Source organism: Janthinobacterium sp. CG_23.4, from assembly GCF_029892305.1.
In the GTDB taxonomy this organism is placed as follows: domain Bacteria; phylum Pseudomonadota; class Gammaproteobacteria; order Burkholderiales; family Burkholderiaceae_D; genus Janthinobacterium; species Janthinobacterium lividum_D.
Window position 1 is genome coordinate 3,236,920 of the sequence record NZ_JARXUX010000001.1, and the last position, 18,421, is coordinate 3,255,340.

Genomic DNA, 18,421 nt, shown 5'->3' on the forward strand with positions numbered 1-18,421 from the left:
ACCATGCTCGTCCGCTTACTCTATGCCAGCCACGCCGCAGACACTATCGATGCTGCAACCATTGGCGCCATACTGCAGCAATCTCGTCGCCACAATACACCGAGCGGCATCACCGGCGTGCTATGCCACAGCGAACGGTTCTACCTGCAGCTGATCGAAGGCGGACGCGAACAGGTCAACGTCTTGTATGCCCGCATACTCAGCGATACGCGACACCGCGGCGTAACACTGCTGCGCTACGAAGAAATTAGCCAGCGCCGCTACGCTGGCTGGGCCATGGGCCAGACCAACCTCGACAAGCTCAACCCGGGCACGGTGCTGCGCTACTCGATGCTGCCCGAGTTCGATCCGTTCGCGCTAGGCGGGGAAAGTTCGCTCTCGCTGATCGACGAGCTGATGGCTGGCGCCGCCGTCCTGGGTCGGGCATAAGGACGACGCTGCAGCGGCGCCCCCGCAAGCAGCGCAGTTGCGTCACCGCCGGTCTGTGCAGTCCGGACCTGGTGCGCCTGCGTGCAGGGCATCAACGCAGCGCTCGCGCACTGGGGCCTGAGCATCAGATGCGTCTCGGTGTGACTTCTCAGGCCCAGACGCTACTCGTGCCGGGCTTGCACTAGCCCCTGGCGCAATCAGACGCGGTGGCGATTGCGTCGATGGTGCAGTGGTGGCAATGTGCCACCTGCCATACAAGGACTCTGGCGAGCAATCAGCCGCTTGCGGCGGCTGATTGCCCACTTCTGTTGCATTTGACACCACTGCATGTGAGTCTACCCCCACCTCGCTCGGCACTCGAACCGCGATGAACCGGATTTGTATCGCTTTCTTCGAGATGCCACCTCAATTAACAGCCAATTGCGCGATATAATTGGACATTATAGGTTCAGTATCGGTTCGTTTTATGGTGCAATCTTTACTCCCTCCTCCTGCCGGCAATAGCCCGCCTGTGCTATACCGCAGCGGGGTCGCTGCCAGACTTGCTGGCTTGCCCGTTGAAACCTTGCGCGTATGGGAGCGTCGTTACGGCATCTCCGACACCGGCCGCAGCGCGCATGGCCAGCGTTTATATTCCGAGGCTCAGGTTCGTCGGCTGCGGCTGATGAAGCAACTGGTCGACCAGGGCCATCCGATAGGCGCGCTTGCGAAGCTGCAGTTGGAACAGTTGGACCAGTTTGCATTGGCACCGGAGCCTGGCGCGCCGGTACAGCCACTGCGCGTGGCACTGATGGGCGCGGATTTGGCGCGACGCCTGGCCGTCGGCGGGCGAGAGTTACTTGCGCTCGATATCGTCGCCAGCTTTCAACATCTGGACGATGTGGCAGCAACATGGCCTGCCACCGGCGCGCAACTGCTGCTGATGGAAATGTCGGAACTCGATGAGCGCGTGGTGCCGACGATTTGCGCACTGCGTCAAGCACTGGGAATGGCGGTGGTGGTGTTGTACCGCTTCGGTGCCAGCGCGACCATACGACAGTTGCGCACCCAGGGCTGCCTGGTTGCGCGCGCACCCAGCGATGTTGCGGAAATAGTGTTGTTGTGCCAAGCGGCACTGCCGGCATTGCCCTTGGCGCAAGCTCAGCTTGCGCAGCGGTGCCCGGCAGCGCCTGCCCCGCGCCGCTTCGACGATCAGGCTTTGGCGCAACTGGCGGCGGCCAGCAGTACCGTCCACTGTGAATGCCCGCGCCATATGTCGGAAATCCTGTTGATGATCAACAGCTTCGAGCGCTACAGCGCGCAATGCGCGGTACGCAATGTGGACGACGCGCTATTGCATGAGCAGTTGGGGCAGGCCGCCGCCGCCGCCCGCATGGTCCTGGAAGACGCGCTATTGCAGCTTGCCCGGGCGGAGGGCCTGCCTTTGCCGGCGGGCCTATGAGCGAAAAATCGTCCACTATCAGGAGCGCAAGCAGAAGCACTATGCCGCACGACAGCAGCGTGAAAGCCCAGTGTGCACAGCTTCGGCTTGCGCTCGCCTTCACGTAATGGTGCCGCAAATCGCACTGAGCGGGCGCAGTTGGCGCTGACGCGAGCGCAATAACACCACTCCATGGCTGCAAGGCTGACGCTGAGCAGCATGATCAAACCACTACCAAAAATCCCATGACTAACGCTTCTCATATCGCCATCATTGGCGCCGGCATCGCCGGCCTGGCCTGTGCCACGACCTTGCGCCAGGCAGGCTTGCAGGTCAGTCTGTTTGAAAAAAGTCGCGGCGCAGGCGGTCGCATGAGCACACGACGCGGTGACGGTTGGCAATGCGACCATGGCGCGCAGTACTTCACCGCGCGCAACCCTGCGTTCCGCGCCGAAGTGACGCGCTGGGAACAGGCCGGCGTGGCTGGGCAATGGCAGCTGCAATTGCCCAGCACCGCTGCCGACGGCGCCAGCGGCAGCGACGACACTCCTGCGCAACGCTTTGTCGGCATGCCGCGCATGTCATCCATCGCCAGCTGGCTGGCTGCAGATCTGCCATTGCACACCGGGGTTGCGATCAGTGCCTTGCAACGTGAAGACAGCGCTTGGCGCTTGCAGGCGCAAGATGCACAGCCTCTGGCGGATCGCTATGACGCGGTAGTGCTTGCGGTGCCAGCGCCGCAAGCGGTGCCACTGCTGCGCCAGGTGGCCCCAGAGCAGGCCGCGCTGGCGGCCGGGACAACGATGGCAGGCTGCTGGGCAATGATGCTGGAGTATGCGCAGCCGTTAGCGCTGGGCTTCAATGCCGCTTTCATCAACGCCGGTCCACTGCGCTGGGTGGCACGCGACAGCACCAAGCCTGGCCGTAACGGTCACGAAAGCTGGTTGTTGCATGCCAGCGCGGAATGGAGCGAGGCGCACATGGAACTCGATGGCGACAGCATTGCCGCACAACTGCTTGCCTCTTTCATCAGTATGGGCGGGCAAGTACCGCAACGCTGGAGCGTGCACCGTTGGCGCTATGCCAGTACGCCGCAGGCGCGTAACGATGTCTGCGTGTGGGAGGCAGCGCAAAGGCTGGGGATGTGCGGCGATTGGCTCAATGGCGGCACAGTGGAGGCAGCCTGGCTTAGCGGCCAGGCACTGGCGCAACGCATCGTCGCCCGCCCCGCTTGAGCGGGGCGCGCGTGGCGGCGCGCTGTGTCCTACCAGGGCAGGCGCGTACCGTCGTATGCCAAGAATGTACCGCTGTCAGACGGGCTGAGGGAGTTTAGTACAGCGAGCATGTCGCTGGCGGCGGCCTGCGCCGGACGTCCGATAAGCTCACCGCGAAATGGCTGCGACAAGCGCGAGCTGACCGTGCCCGGATGCAGCGCCACGAGCACGCTGTGCTTCTGGCTGCGCGCCAGTTCGATGGCTGCCGTCTTGACCAACATGTTAAGCGCGGCCTTTGAAGCGCGGTAGCTATACCAGCCGCCGAGCTGGTTGTCGCCAATGCTGCCCACTTTCGCCGATAACATGGCCATGATGGCGCGCTCACCGTCGAGCAGCGGCAAGAAATGACGCATGAGCAATGCCGGCCCCATGGTGTTGGTTTGGAAAATTGTTTGCATCTGCTGATAATTGAGGTCAGCCAGGCGTTTCTCAGGCATGACAGTGCCATCGTGCAGCATGCCAGCGGCGTTGATGATCAGGTGAAAATTCCGCCTGGAAGAAAGCTCTCTTGCGGCCTCGGCAATACTATTTTCATCGGCAAAGTCGATGCGCGGTGTCGAATGACGATGCAGGCCGCACACAGATGCGCAGCGTGGCATGGCAGCGAGCAGGTCGACGAATGCGGCGCCGATGCCGCCCGAGGCTCCGATCACCAAGGCGTGAAACTGATCAGGAAGACTAGACATCATGGCAAGTTGCTCCATTCAAGGGTGGTGGGGGTGTTGCTGTCTGGCTTGTGCCACACCGTCGCGCCTTAGCTTAGCGGCCGGCGCCAGGGGTGTCCAGCGCGTTTTGCGCCCTCCTCGCACAAAAAGCGGTTCATTATCGGTTCTAAATATCGGCATGTTGAACTACCAGCATGACCTTCTGCCATGCTGATGACCATCCCACCCAAGCTGCGCCGCGCCCAATATGAGCAACCGTGCTGACACTAGCGCGCCTTGTCATTGGCGAATTTCCTGACTAGCCACTGGATGCCGGGACGCAGGCGCAAGAAGCCGCGATACAGCAACTCCAGCACCACTGGCATACCGGGCAATGAGCCCAATTTTCCCAACCAGCGCCAGCTCGGGTATAACAACCATAGCGCAACGAAGGCCGCCGCGCCGCTGAGCATCACGCCCTCTTTCGTCCGCACATGAAAGCGGGCCATCAACTCGCTGCAACTACACCCCGCCATTGCGGCTTGCTTGTTATTGCTGACATCGACAAAGTCGATGGCACTGACCGGCACAGCAGCTTGATAGTGGCTGATTTCCCATCGACACAGAGGGCAGGAGCCATCAAAAAAAACCGTCGTCGCGACACCGTTTTCAGCAGGTTTGGGCATGACATGACCTCTTAAAATATATAGCACTTGTTGCGATGAACCTACATTGAACCATTTTACATTAGACTATGCGGTTCATTATAGCTACAATCTGACCATGGTTGCTCGCGCAACGAAACATGCCGCATGGCATTAACAAGCAAAGAGGGCTGCATGAACAAGCGAGAATTGAAAGCCGGTGTGAGCGGTGCGCCAATGTCGGCATGTGCGCGCGTTGCCGGCGCCAGCTCAAGGCGGGAAAAGGTCAGCCGCATGATCTGCCGCGAGGGTGCCAGCGGCGGCACCGCTAACGACATGGTACGCGCAAAATGAGCCCGGCCCGCACGCCGCGCATCGTTGCCTGCCTCGCTTACGCCGGCCTGATACCGTTCCTTGCCTTATTGGCGGCGACCTGGCTCGATACGCCACGCAGCGGCATCTGGCAGCATTTATCACTGCAATACGGCGCTGTGATCCTCAGTTTTGTCGGTGCGCTACATTGGGGTTTCGCCATGAGCACACAGTTCATCAGTGATCGCAAGCGCAACGTCTGCTATGCCTGGAGCGTGATTCCCGCCTTGCTCGCTTGGCTGGCCTTGGCGCTTGATCCGCTTGCTGGCAGTGCCTTGCTGGCCACCGGCTTTGGCGTCCATTACTTGCAGGACTGGCGACTCTTCAGGCACGCCGGGCTGCCCGCCTGGTATCTGCCGATGCGACTGCAGTTGTCTATCGTCGCTGCAGCGAGCTTGCTGGGCACCAGCTTCGCCGGGCATCTACGCAGCATGCTGTGACGCACCATCAGAGCACTGGCGAGCCAGCTTTCATCCTCGACAAGCAGTCACGCCCCACGGCCAACGCTTAGCCCCCCAGGCAAGTCGCTTAGCGACTGAAGCAATCAACAATTTTTAGAATATCCGGTCTTTGCGCGCTGCGCCTGCATGACAAGAAGTTCGATATAGCTCAATCTTAGTTCGCCGCCCTGCCTGCTCGCTACAGGCGTCGCAGCAAAGAATCACCATTTATCGGACAATAGCTGCCTTATCGCCCCATCCGGCAACCTACATGGACACTTGCATGAACAATTCCACTCAAAGCGTCGGCACCCGGCTGGCAATCGGCTTCGGCATCACTTTTGCGCTGACCATCACACTCACCGGCCTGGCCATGAATCGGGTCGGCAGTATCGACCAGACGCTCAGCCGCGTCAACGATGTCAATAACGTTAAACAACGCCACGCGATCAACTTTCGCGGTAGCGTCCACGACCGCGCGATTGCCGTGCGCGACGTGGTGCTGGCCACTGACGACACGGCCGTGCAGGCGCAGGTAAAGAAAATCAAGGCGCTTGACGAAAAATACCAGCAATCTGCCGCTCCCCTCGATGCCTTGTTTGCCGGTGATGTGACTGCCGATGAAAAAGCGGCCTTGGCTACCATCAAGGAAACCGAGCGCCGCGTGCAACCGTTGATCGCCAAGGTGATTGAGTTGCGTAACGCCGAGCAGTTGCCGCAGGCTTCCAGCCTGCTGGCACAGCAGGTCAGTCCGGCCTTCGTCGACTGGTTGGCGTCGGTGAACACGCTGATCGACTTGGAAGAAAAAATGAGCCAGGAGGCTACCGCTGGCGCGCGGGAGCTGAGCAGCAGCTTTTTCACCTGGATGCTGGTGCTGTGTTCAATTGCCATTGCCGCTGGCGTAAGCAGTGCCTGGTATATCGGTCGCGGACTGCTGCTGCAACTCGGCGGACAACCCGATTACGCCGTCAGTATCGTCACCCGCATCGCTGCTGGCGACTTGTCCGTCGATATACACACCGCGAAAGACGACCACAGCAGCCTGTTGTTCGCGATGAAAAAAATGCGCGACAATCTGGTCGACATTGTTGCCCAGGTGCGCACCGGCACCGAAACGATTTTCAACGCCTCGACCGAGATCGCGGCGGGCAACTTCGATCTCTCATCGCGCACCGAGCGCCAGGCAGGAACGCTTGAAGAGACCGCCTCGTCGATGCAGGAATTAACCGGCACCGTGCGCCAGAATACCGAGCATGCGCAGCAGGCCAATGTACTGGCCGAGTCGGCATCCGCAGTGGCGGTACGTGGCGGGATCGTGGTCGCGCAAGTGGTCGAAACGATGGCGGCAATCAATGAATCATCGAAAAAAATTGTCGACATCATCGGCGTGATCGACTCGATTGCATTCCAGACCAATATCCTGGCGCTCAATGCCGCCGTGGAAGCGGCGCGCGCCGGCGAGCAGGGCCGTGGCTTTGCTGTCGTGGCAACCGAGGTGCGTAACCTGGCTCAGCGGTCGGCTTCAGCCGCCAGCGAAATCAAGACCCTGATTGGCAGCTCGGTGCAGCGCGTTGAAATCGGCGCGCGCCTGGTTGACGATGCCGGCGCGACGATGGAAGAGATTGTGAGCAGCGTAAAACGCGTCACTGCCATCATGGCGGAGATCAGCCTGGCCAGCCAGGAACAAAACACCGGCATCGAATCGGTCAACCAGGCCGTGGGCGAGATGGATGAAGCGACGCAACAAAATGCCGCCATGGTCGAACAAGCCAGCAGCGCAGCGGCAGCGTTGCAGAAAGAAGCGCAGATGCTAGCCGAAGTGGTCGGCGTATTCCAGCTTACCGCCAATGCGGCAGATAGCGCCAGCATCACGCATGCCGGCCTCAAGACGCATGCCTTGCTGACTGCCGGCCGCGTGACCATACCGCGATAGACGCGTGCATGAGCGCATGTTTCAATGTTGGCATCGGGGTCTGCCGCACCAGCGACAGACCCCGTGACACTGGCATTTTTCGTGCTGACTGGGCGTTTTTTGTACAGTAGCAGCTACGCCGTGCATGCAGCCGCCGCAGCACCTGGAACTAGGCAGCGCCCTTGCACTAAAATCCGTCATCTGGGCATCTGCTACACTGGTCCGATCACATCCGGGGCCCTTGCATGAATTCAGAAAAACTGGCGCTGCTAGTCGCGCGCGAAATGCCATATGGGAAATATCAGGGACGGCTGCTGGCCGACTTGCCGGGGCACTACCTGGGCTGGTTCGCGCGCGAGGGATTTCCCTCGGGCGAACTGGGCAGTTTAATCGCGCTGATGTACGAGCTCGACCACAACGATTTGCGCAGCCTGCTCGATCCCTTGCGCACGCGCAAGTCGCCGTGGCGGCCGGGTGAGTAAGGAGCGTAAGACCAGCCTTAAAACTAGCGCATTTTCTTCGCCAGCATGGCGCTGAACGCGCCATTTTCCACCAGCTTTTGCAGCTCGCTGGCGCCACCGATGAGAATGCCGTTGACAAAAATCATGGGGAACGTGGGCCAGCCCGTCCACATTTTTAAAGCATTGCGCCGGTGCCACTGATTCAAATAGCTGCCGTATTGCAGGTATTGATAAGGTGTGCCCAACACGTCGAGCATCTTGCGCGCTTTGCGCGGAAACGGATTGAACGCCATGCCGACCACCACCACCTGGTGTGTGGCGATGGCAGCCTGCACCTCGCGCACGATGTCCGTGTGCTTGCTGCCGATCAAAGCGCGGGCGGCGGGATGGATCTGGTCTTCGTCAAGGATGGCGCGGGTCATGAAAGTCCTGGGGTTGGTGGCACGTAGCGTGCGAATGACGTATTGTGCCATGCGCACAGGCTGGCGTGGGCATGCGGGAACACAGGCACGCCATCTTCGCGAGGGCGGGCCTGCGAATGCCGGCCCACCGGTGCTTGCAAGCGCGTGATGCACGATGACCTGCTGGCAAAAGTGCAGCTCGGCATCGCTTAAGCGCTCACCGTTTCCAGGCGCAGTTGCCGCCCCTCGCGCAGCATCGCCTCGAATTGCGCCGCCGGCACGGCCGGACTGAATAGATAGCCTTGCAGCTGATCGCAGCCCAGTTCGCGCAAGAAGCGCATTTGCTCCGCCGTTTCCACCCCTTCCGCGACGATTTCCTGGCGCAACTGTTGCGCCATGGTCACGATGGCGCGGGCGATGGCGCAATCGTTTTCCTCGAAGGGCAAGCCGATCACAAACGAGCGGTCAATTTTTAATGTGCTGATGGGGAATTTTTTCAAATACGCCAGGCTGGAATAACCGGTACCAAAATCGTCCAGCGCCAGCGCCAGGCCCATGGCCACCAGCTGGTTCATGATGTCGATCACCTTGTCGGCACCGCGCATCAGCAGGCTTTCCGTGATTTCCAGCATGATTTGGTCGGGCCGCACCTGGTAGCGCTCCAGCACGGCAGCTATGCGCGCCGGCAACTGCTCATCGAACTGGCGCGCCGACAGGTTGACGGCGATAGCCGGCATATGCAAGCCACGGTCTTCCCAGCTGCGGATCTGGCGGCAGGCCTCGTCCAGCACCCAGGTGCCCAGCTCCAGAATCAAACTGGTTTCCTCGGCAACAGGAATGAAGAGGCCGGGCGAGACCATGCCGCGCATCGGATGCTTCCAGCGCAGCAAGGCTTCCGCGCCCACGATGCGGCCGCTGGCCAGGCTCACTTTCGGCTGGTAATGTAATTCCAGCTCCTTGTCGCCCAGCGCCAATCGCATTTCGCTTTCCAGACGCAAATGCTCCTTGGCCCGCCTGTTCATGTCTTCACGATAAAACAGGAAGGTCGATTCGATGGCCTGCCCCGCCTTGGCCACGGCCACGTCGGCAAAGCGGAACAGGGCGGGCGCTTCCAGGCCGTCTTCCGGATACACGGTAATGCCGATGCTCGCGCCCACGTGCAGGGCGTGCGCATCAATATTGATCGGTGCTTCAAGCAAGCTGAGCAGTTTTTGCGCCACATTCGCCGCGTGTTCGCGCTTTTCGATGTGCAACAACGCCACGACAAATTTGCTGTTATCGACGCGCGCCAGAATGTCGGCATCGCGCAGCGCGCCCAGGAACAGCCGGCCGATGGCGATCACCAGCTGGTCGCCCACTTCATGGCCCAAGGTATCGCTGATGGAACCGATACGACTGATGTCGACAACCATCAGCGCGCCATGCGTGCCCTGCCGTTTCGCTTCGGCCAGGCCCTGATCCACCAGCTGGTTCAGCAGGCAGCGGTTAGGCAAGCCCGTCAGGCTGTCGTAGTTGGCCATGCGCTGCATGCGCGCCTCGGCATCCTTGTGCACTGAGATATCGGAAAACAGGGAAAACACATGGCTGATTTCGCCAAATTCATCGCGCACGACGCTGATCGTGACATCTTGCGGGAATAGCTGGCCATTCTTGCGCTTACCGATGATTTCGCCGCGCCAGGAACCGTGGCCCCGCATGGCGGCGCGCACCTTGGCGCGGAAGTCGGGGTCGTGCACGCCCGAGCGCAGCAAATCGGGGGTGCGGCCGATAGCCTCGGCCGGCGAATAGCCGGTGATGCGGCTAAAGGAACTGTTGATGGAGACGATGCGCTCCTCCGCATCCGTGATCAGCACGGCTTGCTCGCTATCTTCGATGATGCGTGCGTGCAACTTCACCTTATCCACGTCGGACAGCGGTTCGCTCATGGCCGACAGGCGCACGGCCATGCCGCAAGCCTTGCCCGACTGATCGTAGATCAGGTGGCGGTGCATGCGCAGCCACGTCACCATGCCCGACTTCTTGCGCCGGCGCACATCGGTCGCCACGTCGCCCTGCATGAAATGCAGTTCCAGCACGCTCGCTTCCGCATCGTCTTCGGGATACAAAAACAGGATGTGCTGGCCCAGCGCCTCGAGTTCGGAATAGCCGAACATCTGTTCGGCACCATGGTTCCAGCCGATCAGGAAGCCATCGGGGTCGATTTCCAGCAAGGCATCGGCCGGCGCCACGCGCACCACGGGCCGGCCGGCGACGCGCAGCCGCTGCAGCTCTTGCTCCAGCCGCAACAGGGTGGCCCCCTGCTGCGGCCCGGCCTGTTCACGGGCATCCTGCGCCAGGCGCAGGCACAGCGCGACCTTCGCTTCAAGCATGGCAACCTCGCGCGTGTGCCAAGTCAGGGAAACATATCAGAGGCGCTGCGGTGTGTGTAATCATCAAAATCCCACTCAGGGGCATGGAGGTCAGGACAGAAAGACGGTGGAAATACTATGAATATGGTAACTTAAAAATGTTGACGTATGTCAACATTTTAAGACCTCAGCAGAAGCATATCGCACCGCGTCACGGTCTTGGCTCAGGCGCGGCCCGGCAGATGCTGTGCCAGGCGGGCAAATACATCGGGTTCGCGCATGCGCGCCATCCACCAGCGCAGCGCGGCGCCATCCTCGCCCACGCGCCACGCCAGGTAAAACGTTTCCGACGGTTTTGGCTCTTCCACGGCCTTTTCCACCAACAAGCCGCTGGCGATAGCGGCGCGCGCACACGGCCCCGGCAAGAAGCCAAAGCCCAGCCCCAACACCTGATAATCGAACTTGACCTGCATGTTCGGCACGCTCAAGACATCTTGCCCCAACAGCACACCCACGGTGCGCGGCGCCAAATGGCGCGCCGAATCAGCCACCACCACTGCCCGGTACTGCTGCAAGTGAGCGCGCGACAAGGGTTGCGCCACCTGTGCCAGCGGGTGCGTGGGGGCGACGGCAAACACAAAGTCAAGCATGCCGATCGGCTGCGCAATGTAGCCGCCACCGGCCGGCCCGTCGCCGGGCGCGCCCAGCAGCAGGTCGACCCGCCGCTCCAGCAGCGATTCCCAGGTGCCCGACAGGGTGTCTTGCGACAGGCGCAAGCGCGTCTGCTCGGCTACCGCATAAAAAGCGCGCACGTCGTCGGCCAGCGCCACGGCGGAAAACATGGAATCGATGCCGATGGACAATTCCGTCTCCCAGCCGCAAGCCACCCGGCGCACGCGATGCTCGAGGTCCTGCGCTGCCTTCAGCAGGTAGCGGCCCTCTTTCAGCAATTCCTGGCCAGCCGTCGTCAGCATGACTTTCGGACCGTTGCGCTGGAATACCTGTACACCCAAGTCGTCTTCCAGCTTCGCCACCGTGTAGGAAATGGTGGACGGCACTTTATGCAACTCCTTGCCGGCCGCTGAAAACGATCCACGGCGGTCGATGGCGTCGACGATTTGCAAAGCTTCCAGGCTCAGTCTTAACATTCGATTTTTTCGATCATAGCATGATAGATTTTCCGTTTTTCTTTCCAGCCTGGCCGGCCTATACTTGCTACATCGCGCAGAAAAGGCGAGAAAAGACGCCAAAGCAACTGCCAGGCAACGGTCCTTCGAAATTATCGCACATTCACTTATAGAAACGGAGTCCAGCATGTTACAGATTCGTCATAGCGAGCAACGCGGTGCCGCCAACCACGGCTGGCTCAATTCCCATCACAGCTTTTCTTTTGGCAGCTACCACGATCCGCTGCACATGGGTTTTGGCCCCCTGCTGGTCATCAATGAAGACCGCGTCACGCCAGGCCAGGGTTTCGGCACGCACGGCCACCGCGATATGGAAATCATTTCGTATGTGCTCGACGGCGCGCTTGAACACAAGGACAGCATGGGCACCGGTTCGGTCCTGCATTACGGCGATGTGCAGCGCATGAGCGCCGGCAGCGGCGTGCGTCACAGCGAGTTCAACCATTCCGCCACGGATGGCTTGCACTTCCTGCAGATCTGGATCCAGCCGAACGTGACAGGCATTGCGCCCAGCTATGAAGAAAAACATTTCACGCCGCAAAGCAAACGCGGCAAGCTGCGCCTGATCGCCTCCAGCGATGGACGCCAGGGTTCCGTACTGATCCACCAGGATGCGGCCATCTACGCCAGCATCCTGCACGAAGGCGAGCAAGCCGAACATGCGCTGGACGAAGGCCGCAACGCTTATGTGCACCTGATCCGCGGTAGCCTGGTCGTCAATGGCACAGCGCTCAAAGCGGGCGATGCGCTAAAATTGACGCAGGAAGCGGCCGTGACGTTGACCCAGGCGCACGAGGCGGAAGTGCTGGTCTTCGATTTGCCCGGGTAGAGAGCCGTCTTGCAAAAGCCGGATCCGGCCGCAAATAAAGGAACAACACCAGACATTCCAGCATTCAAATCTCAGCCAGGGGAAATGGTTTCCCCTGCTTTTTGGTATGATGGCAGGGCGCGTCGGCACCGCAGTGGTACGGCGCGCCTTTATTTTTGACAATTACCTATATGAGCACAACCATGCAAAGCGGCGCAGACCTCCTGGCGACAGGCGAATTGGATTACACGACTTCCTGCGCACTGCCGACGCCGTGGGCCCAGTTCACGCTGCACGCCTTTGTCGAACACGCCACGGGCAAGGAACACCTGGCCATGGTGCTGGGCGATGTCGGCAACGGCGAACCGGTACTGGCGCGCGTGCATTCCGAGTGCCTGACAGGCGACGTGCTGTTTTCCCAGCGCTGCGACTGCGGCGCCCAGCTCGAAGGCGCCTTGAAACGCATCGCCGAGGAAGGCCGCGGTATTTTGCTGTACCTGCGCCAGGAAGGCCGCGGCATTGGCCTGATCAACAAGATCCGCGCCTATCGCCTGCAGGAAGCGGGCGCCGACACGGTACAGGCGAATGAACAGCTGGGCTTCAAGGCCGACGCGCGCAATTACACCTTGTGCAAGCCCATGTTTGCGCAATTCGGCATCCACAGCCTGCGCTTGATGACGAACAACCCGCGCAAGATCGCCGCCATGGAAGCGCTGGGCATCACGGTGACCGAACGGGTGCCGCTGCTGGTCAACCGCAACGCCTTCAACCAGCACTACCTCAATACCAAGCAAAACAAACTGGGTCACATGATGACGCCGGAAACGGCGCCGGCGCTGGAAGACGGCGCCCTGTAATGGCCGGCGGGCGCAGCCTGGGCGCCGGCCCGCGCCAGCGTCGCTGCGGCTTACGCACAAAGGATGCATGAAATTATCTCACTACGCCTTCTTGCTGGCCGGCCTGTGCGCTGCCGCAGGCCTGCACGCGGCCTCCGCTGCCGCAGGCACCGCCACCGCAGCGGCGACCAGTACGTCGACTCCAAGCGCCAAGCCGCCAGCGGCCACCACTACGTCCGTCGCCACCGAACATGCGGCCTTGCCACCGCCCTCGTCGGCCGCGCAAAAGCTGTACACGGCCGCGCGTGCCGACATCCTGCAAGTGCGCGTGCTGCTGAAGAACGGCCGCACGCAATCGTCGGTCGGTTCAGGCTTTTTGATCGGCACGGGCAACTTGGTGGTGAGTAACTATCATGTCGTGTCGCAATTCGCGCTCGACCCCGATACCTATGTCGGCGAATGGGTCGACACCAGCGGCCAGCGCGGCAATGTGGAATTGCTGGCCGTCGATGTGCTGCACGACCTGGCCGTCTTGCGCGTGAACCGCCACGGCACCGGTTTTTTCAAGATGCCGGAACCACTGGCACCCTTGATTCAGGGCCAATATCTTTATTCGATGGGCAATCCGCTGGACCTGGGCTTCGCCATCTCGGAAGGCGCGTACAACGGCATCGTCACGCGCAGCTTCTACGACCAGCTGATGTTTACGGGACCGATCAATGCCGGCATGAGCGGCGGCCCCAGCGTCACCGCGACGGGCGACGTGGCCGGCGTGAATGTATCGAAACGCCTCGATGGCGAACTCGTCAGTTTTCTGGTGCCAGCCCGCTATGCCCAGCAATTGCTGGCCAAGGTGGCCCTGCAAGGCAAACCGCCGAAAGACTTCAAGCCGCTAGTGACGGCGCAGCTGCTCGCGCACCAGGATGCCATGCTGGCGCGCCTGCTCGACACGCCCTTGAGCCTGAAAGCCATGGGCCCATATCGCGTGCCCGTGCGCGAGTCGGACCAGATGCGCTGCTGGGGCCGCTCCAACGTCAAAGCCGACAAGCCCTACATGCTCGACAACACCAGCTGCGCCATGGAATCGGCGATTTTCATTTCTGGCGCCCTGCAGACGGGGCAAGTGTCGATGCGCCACGAATTCTTGCGCAGCAGCGAACTGGGCGCGCTGCGCTTTTCCGAGCTGGCCAGCACCTCGTTCAAGAATGAAAGTTTCGGCAGCTACAAGAGCGCGCACCTGACGGGTCCCCATTGCACCGAACAGTTCGTTAAGAACAGCACCCTGCCGCTGCGCGCCGTGCTGTGCGTGCGCGCCTACCGCAAGTTTACCGGCCTGTACGATTTTGCCCTGCTGGCCGCCAGCACCGATGCGCCACTCATGAGCTTGCAAAGCCGCATCGATGCGCGCGGCGTGTCCTACGCCAACGGTATGCGCGTCACGCGCACCTTCCTCGAAGCACTATCGCGGGCACCGGCCACCGGCGGGACAGGCCAGCCATGAAAGCACCGTACTTCATCGAAATACTCGCCGACAATGGCGAGGTGCGGCAACGCCAGCAAATGGTATCGCTGCCGATTCGCATCGGCCGTGGCTACGACAATGACGTCATCCTCGATGACGCGCACACGGCAGCCGAGCACGCCATCGTCGAAGATGATGGCACCGGCGGCCTGCTGTTGCGCGATCTGGGCAGCCAGAATGGCGTGATCCACCGGGGACAGCGGCAACTGCGCGTGGCCTTGAACGGCAACAGCATCGTGCGCCTGGGCCACACGCTCCTGCGCGTGCGCGCCAGCGACCACCCTGTTGCGCCCGAACTGAGCGACACCAGCAGGCACGAATGGGAAGGCTTGCGCCCCGCCATCGCCGGCCTGGCCATGATAGGCGCTTCGGCCGCCTTCAGTAACTGGCTCGGTGACGCGGAAGCCTTTGACCCGATTGCCAGCCTGATGATCATCGCTTACGCGCTCGCCGGCGGCCTCGTATGGGCGTCGATCTGGACCGCGGCAAATCGCCTGTTTGGGCATGTGGCGCGCTTCGGCCGCCACCTGTTAATCATCGGCTGCGGCTTGTTGTGCATGGAGGTGTGGGAACTGGGCAGCAGCGTCGCGGCGTATGCGCTGTCGCTGGAAGTGCTGACGCGCTACGGGCGGCATCTATTCATTGTCATTGCCTGCGCCATGATCTACTACCACTTGTGCACGATCAAACCGCGACACCGGCGCCGCTTCGGCCTCGTTGCCGTGGTGCTGGCCATCATCGGCTCGACCCTGATCCTGCTGAGCAACCTGCAAATCAACGGCCGCCTGGCCGACGAGGCCTACATGTCGGCGATTTATCCGCCTGCATTGCGCCTGAGTCCGGATCACACGACCGCGGCTTTTTGGCGCGATGCGGCCGCCTTGCAGCGCACCGTGGACGCCGAGCGCGGCAAAGCGGCCAAGGGTAGCGATGGCGACGATGACAGCGCAGAATAAGCTTCCATCAGACAAAAAGCCCGCCAGGTCTTGACAGACCGGCGGGCTTTTTTACATGCGCCGCGAAGCGCGCAGGCTAGTTGCTTAGAACTTGATGTTCTGCTTGCGGCGTGCGGTAAAACCCAACAAGCCCAGGCCGATCAACAGCATGGCGTAGGTGCTTGGTTCCGGCACGGCCGAGACCAGGCCGTCGGTGCTGGAAAAGCTGGTGAAATTGCCTTTGCCAGCCTTGAACTGGACTTGCTGGCCGCCATCGCAGCAGCCTTCCAGGCCGAAGATGCTCAAGGTATGGTTACCTGCCGACAAGGTGCTCGAACCGGCGAGGAACTGATTGGCATTGTTGTAATTACCAGCCCACCACAGGTCGTTGCTCTTCATATTCAGCGCCACGCCGTCGAGGAACAGGGCGCCGCCCTTGCCGAAGTCGACGCCACTACGGAAACTCCAGGCGCCCGCATCGGCTGCGCTGACACCGAAATTGATCACCGCCTTGAAGGCGATGTTCGAACCGCTGCCGAACAGGCCGCGATTCGTGACGTTGTTGTAGCTGGCAATCGTCGTCGTACCATAGCCGGCGCCCGGCGTGGCTACGGCAGCATTGACCACGGACTGGTAAGCGCCAGCGGAAGTTTGCGCACCGGCAGTCGAGTAGCCAGTGGAGAGTGTGATGGTGCTAGCGTTCGCTTGGGCAAACGCAGCAACAGCGATCAGGGACAGGGCGATTTTAGGCAAGTTTTTCATATAAGTATCCAGTCAGTAAAATTTAACGGGCACAGCAGGTTTGAAGGCGCTTGCGCTAAATACACGCTGCATTGAGGCGTGTGCGCGTCGCACGGAAATTGCAGGCTGATCAGTCAGGAGCGCAGCCTCCACACAAAACACGGTCTTGTGGCAGCGCCATGGCAACACTGAGCGCATCCTGGAAAGGGTTCGGGTTCCCGGGATAAAGCCTGCCAATTGACGGTTCAGGTAATACGATGAATCTATTCTAACTTAAATTTCATGGAAGAAAAGTATTTTTCTTTTTGCCATGTAAGATAATTTTATGACAACATCACTTTTGGCAGAAAAAACGGCCAGAAACCACAGGATGCGCGCCTGTCGCAGTCCTGTGCTGTCTTCTGACATGTCGCGCAGACACCACAAAGTCACCGGCCAGTGTCGCATCGTGCGCATTTCTTTTCGCATGCGGCTGCACCACGCGGCGAAACAGCGTGGCAAAATACATGCATGCCGCTATCTGTTCGTTGAGGGAGTAAGAGGAAATGGTCGACCTGGAAGAACTACGCTATCTGGCACTGTCGTTTCCCGACACCACCGAGGAAGAACACCACGAGCGTCCAGCCTTTCGCGTGGGCGGGAAGATCTTTGCCACCCTGCCCGACGACGAGCATATCAACGTGCTGCTCGATGCGGAAGCGGCGCATATTGCCACCGTCATCTCGCCGTCCGGCTGCGAAAAACTATGGTGGGGCGAACGGCTGACCGGCATCACGGTGCGCCTGGCCGATGCTGAGCTGGACATGCTGGCCGCCGCCCTGACTGCCGCCTGGCGGCGCAAGGCGCCTAGCGAGCTGGCCAAGACCATCTCGCCGGCAGGGTAGTTACAGCGGCCAATTGCGCAGCAGCAATCCCACCATCTGCTGCAATTGCTCGCGCGAGACACCCGCCGCCGCCTGGATCGCCATGCCCTGCGACAGGGTCACGACAAAGCGCGCCTGCTGCTCAGGACAGGAATTGGGCGGCAAATCGCCCTCCTCCTTGGCGCGCCGCAAGCGTTCGCGCAATTTGATTTCACTGCGCAACCGGCGCGCAAACAATTCATCGCGGATCGGCAAGGCATCGTCGCTGCAGGCGAGCGCCGCATTCACGCCCATGCAGCCGTGCGGGCCATCGGGCATGGTTTGCGCGTCGACATACTGCGTCAGCAAGGCTTCCACCACCTGGCGCGCGCTCGGCTGCTCGAGCGCCGCATCGAAAAACTGCATGCGCGTGTCGCTATAGCGCTCCAGCGCCTTGTGGAATAGTTGTTCCTTATTGCCGAAGACGGCATACAGGCTGGGCCGGTTCATGCCCATGGCTTTCGTCAATTCCGGCAAAGAACTGCCTTCATAGCCTTTTTCCCAGAACACCTTCATGGCGCAATCGAGCGCCTCATCCGCGTCGAAGGTGCGCGGACGGCCCATTTTCGCCTTGGGGGCTTGCACTTCTTTGTCTTGTTTCATGCCGTTCGGTAAAAAATATTGACTACCATGTCTGCCCGGACTGATGCTATGCCGATCAGTTAAAAACCGCTCGGCGTGTCAGCACTTGTGCATACAAACACCACCGGCGCGGCCTGCATGGCATAGCAAGAAAGCCGCCTCAGATACGCCCGCGGCGAAACTCGCCTAGGAATTTGCTCACTTCGGCCGGCGTCATCACGACGTCTGCGTCGCCATGATAGGCATACAGGAAGGGCGTGCCGCCCAGGCGGTCCGTCAGCTTGGCCAATAATAAGAACCGGCTACCCAGCGGGTAGCGCAGCAGATCGACCAGACGACGCGAGCACTGCACGGCTAGTTCCGGCGAAAAAGCCTGGCCCGGTACGGGGCGAATTTCCACGTGGCCATTGATCGCGCGCGATTCGACGGCAACGTGCCGGTATGCATAGGTATCTCGGGCCATCAGCGCCACCTTCACTGGAAGAAAGGCGCCATCTTAAGCGAAGATGGCGCCTGGCGTGCGACTGCGCCACGACGCCCGGCGGCGAAGCTGTCGATATCCG

General features: G+C 60.8%; 21 protein-coding genes. 12 read left to right on the forward strand and 9 right to left on the reverse strand.

All coding sequences use genetic code 11. The annotated features are described in order from the left end of the window. Window positions 1-3 precede the first annotated feature (3 nt). The 3 genes from H4V96_RS14445 to H4V96_RS14455 all read left to right on the forward strand — a co-directional run bounded on the left by H4V96_RS14445 (window position 4) and on the right by H4V96_RS14455 (window position 3,084). Window positions 4-429, forward strand: coding sequence for a BLUF domain-containing protein (locus tag H4V96_RS14445; RefSeq protein WP_196856326.1), 426 nt, complete (start codon window positions 4-6; stop codon window positions 427-429). Window positions 430-895: 466 nt separating this feature from the next. Beyond that, on the forward strand, window positions 896-1,870 hold the full coding sequence (locus tag H4V96_RS14450) for a MerR family transcriptional regulator (protein WP_280721023.1): 975 nt from the start codon (window positions 896-898) through the stop codon (window positions 1,868-1,870). Between the two features lie 224 nt (window positions 1,871-2,094). After that, a complete protein-coding gene (locus H4V96_RS14455) occupies window positions 2,095-3,084 on the forward strand; it encodes an FAD-dependent oxidoreductase (protein WP_196856324.1) in 990 nt (329 codons plus the stop codon). A gap of 29 nt (window positions 3,085-3,113) precedes the next feature. Here the strand turns inward: H4V96_RS14455 and H4V96_RS14460 are convergent, their stop codons facing one another. Both H4V96_RS14460 and H4V96_RS14465 read right to left on the reverse strand, forming a co-directional pair. After that, complete coding sequence (locus H4V96_RS14460; RefSeq protein WP_280721024.1) at window positions 3,114-3,827, reverse strand: SDR family NAD(P)-dependent oxidoreductase; 714 nt, start codon at window positions 3,825-3,827, stop codon at window positions 3,114-3,116. Between the two features lie 227 nt (window positions 3,828-4,054). Then, window positions 4,055-4,453, reverse strand: a complete 399-nt coding sequence (locus H4V96_RS14465; protein WP_043462348.1) for a DUF393 domain-containing protein — start codon at window positions 4,451-4,453, stop codon at window positions 4,055-4,057. A 153-nt stretch (window positions 4,454-4,606) separates the two neighbouring features. Between H4V96_RS14465 and H4V96_RS14470 the strand changes: the two genes are divergently transcribed. The 4 genes from H4V96_RS14470 (at window position 4,607) to H4V96_RS14485 (ending at window position 7,617) form a co-directional block, all read left to right on the forward strand. Then, window positions 4,607-4,765: a hypothetical protein gene (locus H4V96_RS14470; protein ID WP_157998749.1), complete on the forward strand. Its 159-nt coding sequence runs from the start codon at window positions 4,607-4,609 to the stop codon at window positions 4,763-4,765. Further along, complete coding sequence (locus H4V96_RS14475; protein ID WP_196856323.1) at window positions 4,762-5,223, forward strand: DUF3429 domain-containing protein; 462 nt, start codon at window positions 4,762-4,764, stop codon at window positions 5,221-5,223. The genes H4V96_RS14470 and H4V96_RS14475 overlap by 4 nt, the downstream gene beginning before the upstream one ends. A gap of 283 nt (window positions 5,224-5,506) precedes the next feature. Next, entirely contained in the window at window positions 5,507-7,156 is a 1,650-nt protein-coding gene (locus H4V96_RS14480; protein ID WP_280721025.1) for a methyl-accepting chemotaxis protein, read from the forward strand. A gap of 224 nt (window positions 7,157-7,380) precedes the next feature. Further along, the gene (locus H4V96_RS14485; RefSeq protein WP_196856321.1) at window positions 7,381-7,617 is read left to right on the forward strand and encodes a DUF3820 family protein; all 237 of its coding nucleotides are present in this window, start codon (window positions 7,381-7,383) and stop codon (window positions 7,615-7,617) included. A 23-nt stretch (window positions 7,618-7,640) separates the two neighbouring features. Here H4V96_RS14485 and H4V96_RS14490 read toward each other — a convergent pair whose 3' ends face one another. From H4V96_RS14490 to H4V96_RS14500, 3 genes are all read right to left on the reverse strand, one after another. Beyond that, window positions 7,641-8,018: a glutaredoxin gene (locus tag H4V96_RS14490; RefSeq protein ID WP_010399705.1), complete on the reverse strand. Its 378-nt coding sequence runs from the start codon at window positions 8,016-8,018 to the stop codon at window positions 7,641-7,643. 188 nt (window positions 8,019-8,206) lie between these two features. Then, the gene (locus H4V96_RS14495; protein WP_196856320.1) at window positions 8,207-10,366 is read right to left on the reverse strand and encodes an EAL domain-containing protein; all 2,160 of its coding nucleotides are present in this window, start codon (window positions 10,364-10,366) and stop codon (window positions 8,207-8,209) included. A 203-nt stretch (window positions 10,367-10,569) separates the two neighbouring features. Further along, on the reverse strand, window positions 10,570-11,493 hold the full coding sequence (locus tag H4V96_RS14500; protein WP_010399707.1) for a LysR family transcriptional regulator: 924 nt from the start codon (window positions 11,491-11,493) through the stop codon (window positions 10,570-10,572). A gap of 166 nt (window positions 11,494-11,659) precedes the next feature. Here H4V96_RS14500 and H4V96_RS14505 point away from each other — a divergent pair, with 166 nt between their 5' ends. The 4 genes from H4V96_RS14505 to H4V96_RS14520 all read left to right on the forward strand — a co-directional run bounded on the left by H4V96_RS14505 (window position 11,660) and on the right by H4V96_RS14520 (window position 15,654). Continuing rightward, window positions 11,660-12,361, forward strand: coding sequence for a pirin family protein (locus H4V96_RS14505; RefSeq protein WP_196856319.1), 702 nt, complete (start codon window positions 11,660-11,662; stop codon window positions 12,359-12,361). A 182-nt stretch (window positions 12,362-12,543) separates the two neighbouring features. Further along, window positions 12,544-13,197: a GTP cyclohydrolase II gene (gene ribA, locus H4V96_RS14510; protein ID WP_196856318.1), complete on the forward strand. Its 654-nt coding sequence runs from the start codon at window positions 12,544-12,546 to the stop codon at window positions 13,195-13,197. Between the two features lie 67 nt (window positions 13,198-13,264). Beyond that, window positions 13,265-14,677, forward strand: coding sequence for a serine protease (locus H4V96_RS14515; protein WP_196856317.1), 1,413 nt, complete (start codon window positions 13,265-13,267; stop codon window positions 14,675-14,677). Further along, window positions 14,674-15,654: an FHA domain-containing protein gene (locus H4V96_RS14520; RefSeq protein ID WP_196856316.1), complete on the forward strand. Its 981-nt coding sequence runs from the start codon at window positions 14,674-14,676 to the stop codon at window positions 15,652-15,654. The genes H4V96_RS14515 and H4V96_RS14520 overlap by 4 nt, the downstream gene beginning before the upstream one ends. An 84-nt stretch (window positions 15,655-15,738) precedes the next feature. On the opposite strand, the gene H4V96_RS14525 is transcribed toward H4V96_RS14520, so the two are convergent. Together H4V96_RS14525 and H4V96_RS14530 are read right to left on the reverse strand one after the other, a co-directional pair. Then, the gene (locus H4V96_RS14525; protein WP_070346836.1) at window positions 15,739-16,395 is read right to left on the reverse strand and encodes a CCXG family PEP-CTERM protein; all 657 of its coding nucleotides are present in this window, start codon (window positions 16,393-16,395) and stop codon (window positions 15,739-15,741) included. 252 nt (window positions 16,396-16,647) lie between these two features. Then, the gene (locus H4V96_RS14530) at window positions 16,648-16,842 is read right to left on the reverse strand and encodes a hypothetical protein (protein ID WP_128089285.1); all 195 of its coding nucleotides are present in this window, start codon (window positions 16,840-16,842) and stop codon (window positions 16,648-16,650) included. A 77-nt stretch (window positions 16,843-16,919) separates the two neighbouring features. On the opposite strand from H4V96_RS14530, the gene H4V96_RS14535 reads away from it, so the two are divergent. Next, the gene (locus H4V96_RS14535) at window positions 16,920-17,258 is read left to right on the forward strand and encodes an MmcQ/YjbR family DNA-binding protein (RefSeq protein ID WP_070346837.1); all 339 of its coding nucleotides are present in this window, start codon (window positions 16,920-16,922) and stop codon (window positions 17,256-17,258) included. Here the strand turns inward: H4V96_RS14535 and H4V96_RS14540 are convergent, their stop codons facing one another. Together H4V96_RS14540 and H4V96_RS14545 are read right to left on the reverse strand one after the other, a co-directional pair. Then, on the reverse strand, window positions 17,259-17,879 hold the full coding sequence (locus H4V96_RS14540) for a TetR/AcrR family transcriptional regulator (RefSeq protein ID WP_196856315.1): 621 nt from the start codon (window positions 17,877-17,879) through the stop codon (window positions 17,259-17,261). 139 nt (window positions 17,880-18,018) lie between these two features. Then, window positions 18,019-18,321 carry a hypothetical protein gene (locus tag H4V96_RS14545; RefSeq protein WP_043462458.1) on the reverse strand — a complete coding sequence of 101 codons (303 nt, stop codon included), beginning with the start codon at window positions 18,319-18,321 and terminating at the stop codon, window positions 18,019-18,021. Window positions 18,322-18,421 lie beyond the last annotated feature (100 nt).

Excerpts from the sequence above, each read along its gene's own strand:
- H4V96_RS14445 (WP_196856326.1), top strand. The coding sequence starts at position 4 with ATGCTCGTCCGCTTACTCTATGCCAGCCACGCCGCAGACACTATCGAT.
- H4V96_RS14450 (WP_280721023.1), top strand. The coding sequence starts at position 896 with ATGGTGCAATCTTTACTCCCTCCTCCTGCCGGCAATAGCCCGCCTGTG.
- H4V96_RS14455 (WP_196856324.1), top strand. The coding sequence starts at position 2,095 with ATGACTAACGCTTCTCATATCGCCATCATTGGCGCCGGCATCGCCGGC.
- H4V96_RS14460 (WP_280721024.1), bottom strand. The coding sequence starts at position 3,827 with ATGGAGCAACTTGCCATGATGTCTAGTCTTCCTGATCAGTTTCACGCC.
- H4V96_RS14465 (WP_043462348.1), bottom strand. The coding sequence starts at position 4,453 with ATGCCCAAACCTGCTGAAAACGGTGTCGCGACGACGGTTTTTTTTGAT.
- H4V96_RS14470 (WP_157998749.1), top strand. The coding sequence starts at position 4,607 with ATGAACAAGCGAGAATTGAAAGCCGGTGTGAGCGGTGCGCCAATGTCG.
- H4V96_RS14475 (WP_196856323.1), top strand. The coding sequence starts at position 4,762 with ATGAGCCCGGCCCGCACGCCGCGCATCGTTGCCTGCCTCGCTTACGCC.
- H4V96_RS14480 (WP_280721025.1), top strand. The coding sequence starts at position 5,507 with ATGAACAATTCCACTCAAAGCGTCGGCACCCGGCTGGCAATCGGCTTC.
- H4V96_RS14485 (WP_196856321.1), top strand. The coding sequence starts at position 7,381 with ATGAATTCAGAAAAACTGGCGCTGCTAGTCGCGCGCGAAATGCCATAT.
- H4V96_RS14490 (WP_010399705.1), bottom strand. The coding sequence starts at position 8,018 with ATGACCCGCGCCATCCTTGACGAAGACCAGATCCATCCCGCCGCCCGC.
- H4V96_RS14495 (WP_196856320.1), bottom strand. The coding sequence starts at position 10,366 with ATGCTTGAAGCGAAGGTCGCGCTGTGCCTGCGCCTGGCGCAGGATGCC.
- H4V96_RS14500 (WP_010399707.1), bottom strand. The coding sequence starts at position 11,493 with ATGTTAAGACTGAGCCTGGAAGCTTTGCAAATCGTCGACGCCATCGAC.
- H4V96_RS14505 (WP_196856319.1), top strand. The coding sequence starts at position 11,660 with ATGTTACAGATTCGTCATAGCGAGCAACGCGGTGCCGCCAACCACGGC.
- ribA (WP_196856318.1), top strand. The coding sequence starts at position 12,544 with ATGCAAAGCGGCGCAGACCTCCTGGCGACAGGCGAATTGGATTACACG.
- H4V96_RS14515 (WP_196856317.1), top strand. The coding sequence starts at position 13,265 with ATGAAATTATCTCACTACGCCTTCTTGCTGGCCGGCCTGTGCGCTGCC.
- H4V96_RS14520 (WP_196856316.1), top strand. The coding sequence starts at position 14,674 with ATGAAAGCACCGTACTTCATCGAAATACTCGCCGACAATGGCGAGGTG.
- H4V96_RS14525 (WP_070346836.1), bottom strand. The coding sequence starts at position 16,395 with ATGAAAAACTTGCCTAAAATCGCCCTGTCCCTGATCGCTGTTGCTGCG.
- H4V96_RS14530 (WP_128089285.1), bottom strand. The coding sequence starts at position 16,842 with ATGCGAAAAGAAATGCGCACGATGCGACACTGGCCGGTGACTTTGTGG.
- H4V96_RS14535 (WP_070346837.1), top strand. The coding sequence starts at position 16,920 with ATGGTCGACCTGGAAGAACTACGCTATCTGGCACTGTCGTTTCCCGAC.
- H4V96_RS14540 (WP_196856315.1), bottom strand. The coding sequence starts at position 17,879 with ATGAAACAAGACAAAGAAGTGCAAGCCCCCAAGGCGAAAATGGGCCGT.
- H4V96_RS14545 (WP_043462458.1), bottom strand. The coding sequence starts at position 18,321 with ATGGCCCGAGATACCTATGCATACCGGCACGTTGCCGTCGAATCGCGC.